At 66.2% G+C, this 9,881-nt stretch carries 7 protein-coding genes and 1 pseudogene; 5 read left to right on the top strand and 3 right to left on the bottom strand.

All coding sequences use genetic code 11. The features are described from left to right. The first annotated feature begins 387 nt into the window (after window positions 1–387). The 3 genes from Q0082_RS13970 (at window position 388) to Q0082_RS13960 (ending at window position 2,935) form a co-directional block, all read left to right on the top strand. Complete coding sequence (locus Q0082_RS13970; RefSeq protein WP_298193684.1) at window positions 388–1,161, top strand: hypothetical protein; 774 nt, start codon at window positions 388–390, stop codon at window positions 1,159–1,161. 76 nt (window positions 1,162–1,237) lie between these two features. Then, complete coding sequence (locus Q0082_RS13965) at window positions 1,238–2,554, top strand: homoserine dehydrogenase (RefSeq protein WP_298193681.1); 1,317 nt, start codon at window positions 1,238–1,240, stop codon at window positions 2,552–2,554. A gap of 6 nt (window positions 2,555–2,560) precedes the next feature. Continuing rightward, on the top strand, window positions 2,561–2,935 hold the full coding sequence (locus Q0082_RS13960; RefSeq protein WP_298193677.1) for a bleomycin resistance protein: 375 nt from the start codon (window positions 2,561–2,563) through the stop codon (window positions 2,933–2,935). Window positions 2,936–2,953: 18 nt separating this feature from the next. Here Q0082_RS13960 and Q0082_RS13955 read toward each other — a convergent pair whose 3' ends face one another. Beyond that, a complete protein-coding gene (locus tag Q0082_RS13955) occupies window positions 2,954–3,262 on the bottom strand; it encodes a hypothetical protein (protein ID WP_298193675.1) in 309 nt (102 codons plus the stop codon). A gap of 267 nt (window positions 3,263–3,529) precedes the next feature. On the opposite strand from Q0082_RS13955, the gene glpX reads away from it, so the two are divergent. Next, the gene (gene glpX / locus Q0082_RS13950) at window positions 3,530–4,522 is read left to right on the top strand and encodes a class II fructose-bisphosphatase (RefSeq protein WP_298193672.1); all 993 of its coding nucleotides are present in this window, start codon (window positions 3,530–3,532) and stop codon (window positions 4,520–4,522) included. A 64-nt stretch (window positions 4,523–4,586) separates the two neighbouring features. Beyond that, window positions 4,587–5,732, top strand: a complete 1,146-nt coding sequence (locus Q0082_RS13945) for a serine hydrolase domain-containing protein (RefSeq protein WP_298193669.1) — start codon at window positions 4,587–4,589, stop codon at window positions 5,730–5,732. Between the two features lie 4 nt (window positions 5,733–5,736). Here Q0082_RS13945 and Q0082_RS13940 read toward each other — a convergent pair whose 3' ends face one another. Together Q0082_RS13940 and Q0082_RS13935 are read right to left on the bottom strand one after the other, a co-directional pair. Then, complete coding sequence (locus tag Q0082_RS13940; protein ID WP_298193668.1) at window positions 5,737–7,536, bottom strand: HAMP domain-containing methyl-accepting chemotaxis protein; 1,800 nt, start codon at window positions 7,534–7,536, stop codon at window positions 5,737–5,739. 185 nt (window positions 7,537–7,721) lie between these two features. Further along, a pseudogene (locus Q0082_RS13935) lies at window positions 7,722–9,881 on the bottom strand (DNA-directed RNA polymerase subunit beta'); the annotation flags it as partial.

Genomic DNA, 9,881 nt, shown 5'->3' with positions numbered 1-9,881 from the left:
CGCGATTGGCCAATCCAGCGATTTCATTCCACCCTGCCGGCAAACCGGACCGCCGACATCGGGTGCAAGGAACCCGGCGGCGGCTTTTGCGGGCTTTCATTGTTGAAATCCCCGACAACGGGGAGCTTTAACGCCGAAGCCAAAGGCGCGCAAATGCTTTATCGGTTAACCTTCAATTCACGGTTTCGCTGCCTGAAACACGGTTTGGCAATGCCGCCATCGCCTTTCGGCGCCAGCGACTCTAAGGACCCAAGCATGTTCCGAACCAGATGCTCTCCCGGTGACCGCGCCTCCTTCCCGTTGTGGACTAGGCTCCTCGCAGCGGCGGCCCTCAGCCTTGGTGGTCCAGCCGCAAGCTACGGACAGGAAACGGCTTTGTCGGTTCCAATGGCGCCCGGACTCGATGCGGATCCCGAGCTGACCTATGCCGATCTCGTCGATCTCGCCTTGCCGGCGCAGCTCGTCGCCCTTGCCGAAGTCCGCAAGGCCATCCGGCTCAAGCCCGAGGAAGCGCCGGGCCTCGCTCCGGGCCATGTGCGGCTCTACATCGAGGCGCGCACGCTCGATCTGCTGGTGGGTGACGATATCGGCGAATCGATCCGTTTCCTCGCAGACGTGCCGCTCGATGCGCGGGGAAAACCGCCCAAACTCGGGCGCACCGAAGTGATCGTGCTGGGCCGTGCGGTGCCGGACAAGATCGAAGAGCTCCAACTTGTCGCCCCCGATGCCATGCTGATGCTCACACCGGCGCGGGAAGCGACCTTACGGGCCATCCTGACCGAGACTTCGCGGCCGGATGCGCCGCCGGCGATCACTGCCTTGCGCGAGGCGCTCCATGTCTCGGGTAACCTCGCGGGAGAGGGCGAAACCCAGCTTTTCCTTGGCACTGCCAGCGGAGCGCCGGTCTCGATCTCGGTCCTGCGCCGCCCCGGTCAGCCACCGACTTGGGGCGTGAGCTTCACCGAGATCGTCGATTCGGCGGCGCGGCCGCCGCTCCCCGCCACGCTTGCGTGGTACCGCCTCGCCTGCGGCCTGCCAAACCGCCTGCCTGACCGCGCAAACATCTCATCCTCGCTGGCCGACCGGCGCATCGCAGCGGAGGATTACGCGCAGGTGCTGGCCGATCTCGGCCCCTGCAGCCGCAAGCGCGCGGCACCCTGAACGACACGCACGACCGGCGGTTGCAGGGTCTGATCAGCTACCCTAAGGCGCGCCATAAGATTTTACGGGGATCATCATGAGTGAACCTTTGCGCATCGCGCTGGCTGGCCTGGGTACCGTCGGAGGCGGCGTTATCCGTCTGCTCGAGGCCAACGCCGGCCTGATCGCGCGCCGTGCCGGCCGGCCGATCACGATCAGCGCGATCAGCGCGCGCAACCGCAGCAAGGATCGCGGCGTCGATCTCTCGGCCTATGCCTGGGAAGACGACATGGTGATTCTCGGCGAGCGGCCCGACGTCGATGTCGTCGTCGAGCTTGTCGGCGGCGCCGATGGCCCGGCGCTTGCCCTGGCGCGGACCACGTTCGAGGCTGGCAAGGCGCTGGTGACGGCCAACAAGGCGATGATCGCACACCACGGGCTCGAGCTCGCCACCAAGTCCGAGGCGGCAAAGGTCGCCTTCAAGTTCGAGGCGGCGGTGGCGGGCGGCATTCCCGTGATCAAGGCGCTCAAGGAAGGCGCGGCGGCCAATCACATCGACCGGATCTACGGAATCCTCAACGGCACCTGCAATTACATCCTCTCCACCATGGAGGACACCGGCCGCGACTTTGGCGACGTGCTCGCGGAGGCGCAGGCCAAGGGCTATGCCGAAAGCGATCCCACTTTCGACATCGACGGGATCGACGCGGCGCACAAGCTCGCGATCCTCTCCAGCATCGCCTTCGGCACGGCAATCGATTTCGGCCCTGTCGCCGCCACCGGCATCCGCCGCGTGCTTGCCGCAGATATCGCGCAGGCTGATGCGTTGGGCTACTATATCCGCCTGATCGGCATGGCCGAGACCGAGATCGATGCCGAGGGCCAGCGCCGCCTGTTCCAGCGCGTGCACCCCATGCTGGTCCACCGCGATCATCCGCTGGCCCATGTCGACGGCGCGACCAATGCCGTGGTGGCGGAAGGCAACTTCGTCGGCCGACTGCTGTTCCAAGGTGCTGGCGCAGGCGACGGCCCGACCGCGAGTGCTGTCGTCGCCGACCTTATCGACATTGCGCGCGGCGATATCGGCGCGCCCTTCTCGATTCCCGCCGCCGAACTGGAATACGCCACACCGGCCGACAGCGGGCACCGGATCGGCAAGGCCTATCTGCGCTTCACCGTGGCCGACCGTCCGGGCGTACTGGCAGAAATTACCGCCGCGATGCGCGATGCCGGCGTCTCGATCGAAAGCCTGATCCAGAAGGGTCGCGCGGCCATCGGCAGCACCGAAGCCGTGCTCGTCGCCATGGTTACGCATGAAGGCCCCGAAAGTGCGATCGCCGATGCGCTGCGCCTGCTCGAAGGTTCGCCCAGTCTCGCTGCGCCGCCGCTGGTGATGCACATCCTCGAGGATTGAGCCTTCATGGCCGGAGCCAGAGCCGATCGGGCGACACCGAATCTGCCATCGCGCGATTTTGAAGCGACAGCGCGGTTCTACGCGCGGCTCGGCTTTACGGTTTCGTGGCGCGACGCTGCCTGGATGATCCTCGAGCGCGGCGGCCTTATCCTCGAGTTCTTTCCCTACCCTGACCTCGACCCGGCCACGAGTTCGTTCGGCAGCTGCCTCAGGCTGGATGACGTCGAGGGGTTCTATGCCGGGCTCGTTGCGGCGGGCATCCCGGAACAGACGACCGGATGGCCGCGCCTGCACCGCCCGAAGCGAGAGGCTTGGGGCGGCCTCGTCGGCGCACTGATCGATCCGGACGGCAGCCTGCTGCGCCTGATCCAGGAAGATTGAGCGCGAAGACCTTGCTGCTTACGGCGCCCTGATCTCCCCGCGCGCGATCTTGTCGGCGTCCGAATCGGGGGGCGCCTCGGGCAGCTTGGTAATGTCGAAGAAGTACATCGGCGGCGGCACCGAACCGAATCCGACGCAGCCCCGGCTGCAATCGCGCAGGCCGCTGACGTTGGGTGCGCGGGGGAGGCCATCATTGGTGGACCGCGCCGAATCCAGCTCATCGCGCAGCGGCAGGCGCTCCTTCTCGTTCGCCTCGCGCCCGCCGCAGACGACGATCGCGCCGTCAGGACCTGCCTTCTCGCATTTCTTGGGCTGGCCTGCGGTCAACAGTCGTTGCGCAATCTCCGCATTGACCTGCGCTTGCCCGGAATCGGTGGGTGCTGGGGCTCCCGCTTCGGCCGATGTAGAAGCCTCGGAAGCGGGTGCGGACTGCGCAAGAGCTTCACCCATTGCAAGGATCGACAGGTTTACGCATAGGAATGCGCTCAGAACGATACGCGGCGCGTACTTGAAGACCATTCCGCGCCTCGACAACCGCACACCCTCCCGTCTAGGGCAAAGCCTAGCTTCCGCCAACGAGCCTCAGGAGTCAACGTGACCGACATCCGACCCGCACCCGCCGCATCACAGGTTCTCGACCGCGTCCTCGTCCTCGAGATGGTCCGCGTGACCGAGGCGGCCGCGATCGGGGCCTCCAAGCTGATTGGCCGGGGCGACGAGAAGGCCGCCGACGCCGCCGCTGTCGAAGCCATGCGGGCCGCGTTCAACGAGCTCTACATGGACGGCACCGTGGTGATCGGCGAGGGCGAGCGCGACGAGGCGCCGATGCTCTACATCGGCGAGAAGGTCGGCGCGGCGCCGGGCAAGGGGCCCAAGATCGATATCGCGCTCGATCCGCTCGAGGGCACCACGATCACCGCCAAGGCCGGGCCCAACGCGCTCGCCGTGCTGGCGGTTGCCGAAGAAGGCGGCCTGCTGAACGCACCCGACGTCTACATGGAAAAGCTCGCAGTCGGCCCCGGCTATCCTGATGGCATCATCGACCTGAACCGTACTCCGAGCGAGAACGTCTGCGCCGTCGCCAAGGCCAAGGGCGTCGATCCGAGCGACATCATCGTCTGCGTGCTCGATCGGCCGCGCCATTCGGACTTGATCGATGAGCTGCGCGGGCTTGGCTGCGGCATCAGCCTGATCCCCGATGGCGACGTCGCGGGCGTGATCGCGGTGACCAACGAGGACACTGGCATCGATCTCTACATGGGCACCGGCGGTGCGCCCGAAGGCGTGCTCGCGGCAGCGGCGCTGCGCTGCGTCGGTGGGCAGTTCAAGGGCCGCCTGCTGTTCCGGAATGAGGACGAGAAGGCCCGCGCACGCAAGTGGGGCATCACCGATCTGAACTATGTCTACGACCTCAAGGAACTCGCCAAGGGCGACTGCATCTTCGCCGCCACCGGCGTGACGGATGGTTCGCTGCTCGCGGGCGTCAAGGTCAACAAGAGCGGCGTGATGACGACCGAAAGCGTCGTGATGCGCGCCAGCTCGGGCACCGTGCGCTGGGTCAAAGGCGAGCACCGCAAGCCGCGCTGAACGCGCAGTCAGGCCCGCGGGGTGGCTCCGTCAGAGAGCCCGAAGCACAGTAGGGAGAAAAGAGATGAAGGGCATCGCCGAATTCGAGGCCGTGGTCGCGGCTGCAAACCTGCCCGGCGCGGTGGCATTGATCACTGACAGCAAGGAAACGCGCTACCTGCATGTGTCTGGCATGGCCGATGCTGTGAACGGCGTGCCGATGCGCGAAGATACGCTGTTCCAGATCGCCTCGATGACCAAGGCCCTCACAAGCGTCGCGGTGCTCCAGCTCGTTGAACGCGGCAAGCTCGATCTCGATGCGCCGGTCGGGCCGATCCTGCCCGAACTGGCCGAGCCGCAAGTGCTCGATGGCTTTGACGAGGATGGCGCGCCGATCCTGCGCCCGGCGAGCACCCCGGTCACGCTGCGCCACCTGCTGCTGCACACCTCGGGCTGCGGCTACACCTTCATGGATGCCGATCTGCTGCGCCATGCCATGACCACCGGCAAGATGGCCGCCGGCAAGCGCGCCAGCCTCGATCTGCCGCTGCGCTTCGATCCGGGAACCAACTGGCAGTACGGCGTGGGCATCGACTGGGCCGGCCTCGCCGTCGAGGCGGTGACCGGCATGACCCTCGGCGAATGGTTCGAGCGCGAGATCACCGGGCCGCTGGGCATGACGCAGACCCGCTTCCGTGCGGTGTGGGAGGCCAGCGAAGCGCAGGTCCACGTGCGTGAGGCCGATGGTAGCTTCAAGACGCAAGGCATGGTGCTCGGCGGCGGTGAGTATCACAACGGCGGCGGCGGCCTGTCCTCAACCGCAGGCGACTATACCCGCTTCATGCGCATGATCCTGCGCGGCGGCGAGCTTGACGGCGTGCGCGTGCTATCGCCGGAAATGGCAAAGATCGCGCGCGAGGATGCGCTCCCGGCACATCTCTCGGCGGGCGAGATGACCACCGCGATGCCCAGCTTTGCCAGCGCCTTCAACCCGCTGCCCGACCAGCGCGGCGGCTGGACGCTTGGTGGGTTCCTCGTCAACACCGAGGTCGGCCCGGCCGGCCGCTCGCCGGGCAGCCTGCATTGGGCCGGTATCTTCAATTGCTACTACTGGATCGATACCGACCGCGATCTTGCCGGCCTGATCCTCGCACAGGTGGCGCCGTTCGCCGATCCGGGCGTGCTGGACAGCTTCGCCGCGCTCGAAGCAATGGCCTGCGCCAACGCCTGATCGCTCAACTCGCCAGTGCCAGTGGCAGCGGGCCTGGCGAATCGTCGACCGCAGACTTGCGGCGCATGGCATCAGGCGCGGCCACTGCTGCGGGCCGGTGCGCGATGTCGCGGGTGCGGAAGGTCGCGACCAGTTCGTTGAGTCGGACGGCTTCGGCGGCCAGACTGCGTGTGGCGGCCGAGGATTCCTCGACCATCGCGGCATTCTGCTGCGTCATGCGGTCCATCTCGCCCATCGCGGCGTTGATCTGGCTGAGGCTGGCCGCCTGACGTGTCGCCGATCCGGCGATGCTGCCGGTGAGCGCGCTGATTTCGCCAATCCGGCGGACGATCGCCTCAAGCCGTGTGCCGCTCTCGCGCACGAGTTCCACGCCCGCACCGACCTGCTCGCCGCTGGTGGTGATCAGCGCCTTGATGCTCTGCGCCGCATCGGCGCTGCGCTGGGCAAGCGCGCGCACTTCGGTCGCAACAACCGCGAAGCCCTTGCCCGCTTCGCCGGCGCGGGCCGCCTCGACCCCGGCATTGAGCGCAAGCAGGTTGGTCTGGAACGCGATCCCGTCGATCACGCTGATGATTTGGCCGATTTCCTGCGCCGAGTGCTCGATGGCGGCCATCGCCTCGATCGCGCGGCGCACCACTTCGCCGCCCTCTCCCGCCTCGCGGTCGGCAAGGGTAATTGTCTGGCTCACCGCTTGCGCGCCGGTCGCGGTCTCCTGCACGATACCCGTCACGGAATCCATCGCCCGCGCGGTTTCGGCGATGCGGGCTGCCTGGGCTTCGTTGCGCAGCGCAAGATCATGCGCCGCCGCGCCGATCTCCGAAATGCTGCCTTGCACGCTGGCCGTGCCGACGCGCACGATGCGGAGCGCTTCTGCCAGCGATGCCACAGCCGCATTGTAGTTCTTGCGCAAGGTTTCGTAAGCCGGGGGAAACGGCTTCTCGAGCTGATGCTCGAGGTCCTTGGCGGCAAGCCGGTCAAGTCCGGCGGAAAGCGCATCAACCACGGCGGTCTGTTCGGCTGCGGCTTGGCGGCGCTCCTCCTCGGCCTCACGGAAGACCACCATGGCACGCGCCACCTGACCAATTTCGTCGGGCCGCCCGGTACCTTCGATCATCACGCCCGTATCGCCTTCGGCCATCCGCTGCATGGTCCCTGCGGTCTCGACGAGCGGGGCGACGACCAGCTTCTGCGCGGCGCGCGCGCTCCACAGGATCAGGCCCAGCATCGCGAGCGCCATCGCCGCAAGGCCGGCAAGGGCGAGCGCAGTCAGCTTTGCATTGGTGCGGGCGGTTTCGGCACTGTAGGCGCGGCTGAGCGCGACGATGCTGCGCACCTGCTCGCGCTGCACGCGGTAGATCGGCGCGATCTCCATCGTGAAGGCTTCTTCCATCGCCTCGCGATTGCCGCTTGAAACCGCCGGCAGGAATTTGCTGTCCATCACCTTCCAGAACTTGTCGGCTGCCGCGATCGTGTCGTTCAGCGGCTGGCGCAGCTGTGCAGGTACCGGCGCGCTCTTCCAGTACGCCTTTCGCGCCTCGAACTCGGCGTGTTCATCCTTGAGATCGCTCAGATAGGGTCCGGCGCGCTGCGGATCACGCACGATCAGCGACGCGTTGAGATAGGGCTCGACCACGAAGGCAGGCGGCGGCAGTACATCGGCGAGGATTTCAGCCTGAAGCGCGCTGTCCTGCGTCATCGGGCCATCGGCGCGGATGGCATAGACCACGGCCGAGGCGAGCGCGATGATCGCCAGCAGCAGACCGATCAGAAGCCGCGCGCCGCCGCGCGCCTTTTCGCTGAGCATGCAAATCGACTCCGGTAACGGAGCGCCGAGATCGGGCACCGGTCATCGGCGTCTAAGGCCTAAGCCCTTGCAACCTGCTCCATCTCGGACTGTCTTCACTACGTAGACAACCAAGTACAAACCAAAAACCCCGCCGGCTTGGCCGACGGGGTCTTCAGATTGATCAGTGAGAAGCGATCAGCCGATCAAGCCTCATCGCCCTCGATCAGGTAGTCACCGGCATCAGCATCGAGGCCGTGCGTTTCGCCCTCAACCGCCGCGAGCGGATCGTTGCCGATCGCCGCTTCGGGGCCCTGCGCCAGCTCGGCAGCATGCTCCTCAGCCGCCGAGTTCGGCGCGATGAGGGACTCCTGGAGCTTGCGGTAGGAAGCGCGAAGCGCCGCATCGCGGCTGGTGGCCGCAACGCGCAGGCGGTTCATGCCCGCGCCCGTGCCCGCCGGGATCAGGCGGCCCACGATCACGTTCTCCTTGAGGCCGATCAGCGAGTCCCGCTTGCCTTCGACCGCCGCCTGCGTGAGCACGCGGGTGGTCTCCTGGAACGACGCGGCCGAGATGAACGAACGCGTCTGCAGCGAAGCCTTGGTGATGCCGAGCAGCACCGGCTTGCCTTCGGCCGGGCGCATGCCCGGCGCGAGCTTGGCGTTGTACTCGTTCATTTCCTCAAGGTCGATCTGCTCGCCCGGCAGCAGCGTGGTATCGCCGCCGTCGGTGATCTCGACCTTCTGCAGCATCTGGCGAACGATCACCTCGATGTGCTTGTCGTTGATCTTCACGCCCTGCAGTCGGTAGACTTCCTGGATTTCCGCGACGAGGTACTCGGCCAGGGCTTCGACACCCATGACCTCGAGAATGTCGTGCGGGTTGGGCGAACCGCTGATGAGGTTGTCGCCCTTCTTGACCCAGTCGCCTTCCTGAACGTCGATCACCTTCGACTTGGGGATCAGGTACTCGACCGGCTCGCCTTCCTCGGGGATGATCGCGATCTTGCGCTTCGCCTTGTAATCGCGGACGAATTCGATGCGGCCCGAGATCTTCGCGATGATCGCGTTGTCCTTCGGGATGCGTGCTTCGAACAGTTCGGCCACGCGCGGCAGACCGCCGGTGATGTCGCGGGTCTTGGCAGCTTCACGGCTGGCACGCGCCAGCACGTCACCGGCCTGAACCGTCTGGCCATCCTCGACCGAAAGCGTGGTGCCCGGCGCCAGCAGGTAGCGCGCGGTTTCACCCGAGTTCTCGTCGAGCAGGGTCAGGCGCGGACGGAGGTCTTCCTTCTTGGCGCGCCCGCCGGCCCGGTTCTCGGTCACAACGCGCTGGGCAATGCCCGTCGCGTCGTCAACGAGTTCGGTCAGCGTCCGGCCGTCGATAAGGTCCTGATAGCGCACGACACCCGGCTTGTCGGTGATCACCGGCAGCGTGAACGGGTCCCATTCGGCAAGGCGTTCGCCCTGCTTGATGGTCGCACCGTTCTCGTGGAGCAGGTGGGTACCGTAAGGCACGCGGTGCATCGCGCGCTCACGGCCCTCGTTGTCGAGCACCACGATCTCGCCGTTGCGGGCAAGGCTGAGGCGGCGACCGCGCGAGTCGGTGATCGTCGGGATGTCGCGATAGACGACGGTACCGTCGCACAGCGATTCGAGGTTGGACTGCTCGTTCACCTGCGCTGCGCCACCGATGTGGAACGTACGCATGGTGAGCTGCGTGCCTGGCTCGCCGATCGACTGCGCCGCGATGACGCCAACTGCTTCGCCGATGTTGACCGGCGTACCGCGTGCAAGGTCACGGCCGTAGCAGGTGCCGCAGACGCCGACCTGCGCCGCGCAGACCAGCGGCGAACGGATGCGTGCCGACTGCGCACCGGCAGCCTCGATCTTTGCAATGGCAGCTTCGTCGAGCAGGGTGCCCTTGGGCATCAGCACTTCGCCGGTCTTGGCCTCGATCATGTCCTCGGCAAGGGTACGGCCCAGAATGCGCTCGCCAAGCGAGGCAATCGTCGAACCGCCCTGCACGATCGCGCGCATTTCGAGCGCCCGCTCGGTGCCGCAATCGTCGATGGTGACGACGCAGTCCTGCGAGACGTCGACCAGACGGCGCGTCAGATAACCCGAGTTCGCGGTCTTCAGCGCGGTATCCGCGAGGCCCTTGCGAGCGCCGTGGGTCGAGTTGAAGTATTCAAGGACGGTCAGGCCTTCCTTGAAGTTCGAGATGATCGGCGTTTCGATGATCTCGCCCGACGGCTTGGCCATGAGGCCGCGCATACCGGCAAGCTGCTTCATCTGCGTCGGCGAACCACGCGCACCGGAGTGGCTCATCATGTAGATCGAGTTGACCTGCGCCTCGCGGCCCTG

This window comes from Novosphingobium sp., assembly GCF_027489515.1.
GTDB lineage: Bacteria > Pseudomonadota > Alphaproteobacteria > Sphingomonadales > Sphingomonadaceae > Novosphingobium.
This window is presented reverse-complemented; position numbering and strand designations above follow the sequence as displayed.

Coding starts and splice junctions, on each gene's coding strand:
- Q0082_RS13970 (WP_298193684.1), top strand. CDS start 388: ATGGCGCCCGGACTCGATGCGGATCCCGAGCTGACCTATGCCGATCTC.
- Q0082_RS13965 (WP_298193681.1), top strand. CDS start 1,238: ATGAGTGAACCTTTGCGCATCGCGCTGGCTGGCCTGGGTACCGTCGGA.
- Q0082_RS13960 (WP_298193677.1), top strand. CDS start 2,561: ATGGCCGGAGCCAGAGCCGATCGGGCGACACCGAATCTGCCATCGCGC.
- Q0082_RS13945 (WP_298193669.1), top strand. CDS start 4,587: ATGAAGGGCATCGCCGAATTCGAGGCCGTGGTCGCGGCTGCAAACCTG.
- Q0082_RS13940 (WP_298193668.1), bottom strand. CDS start 7,536: ATGCTCAGCGAAAAGGCGCGCGGCGGCGCGCGGCTTCTGATCGGTCTG.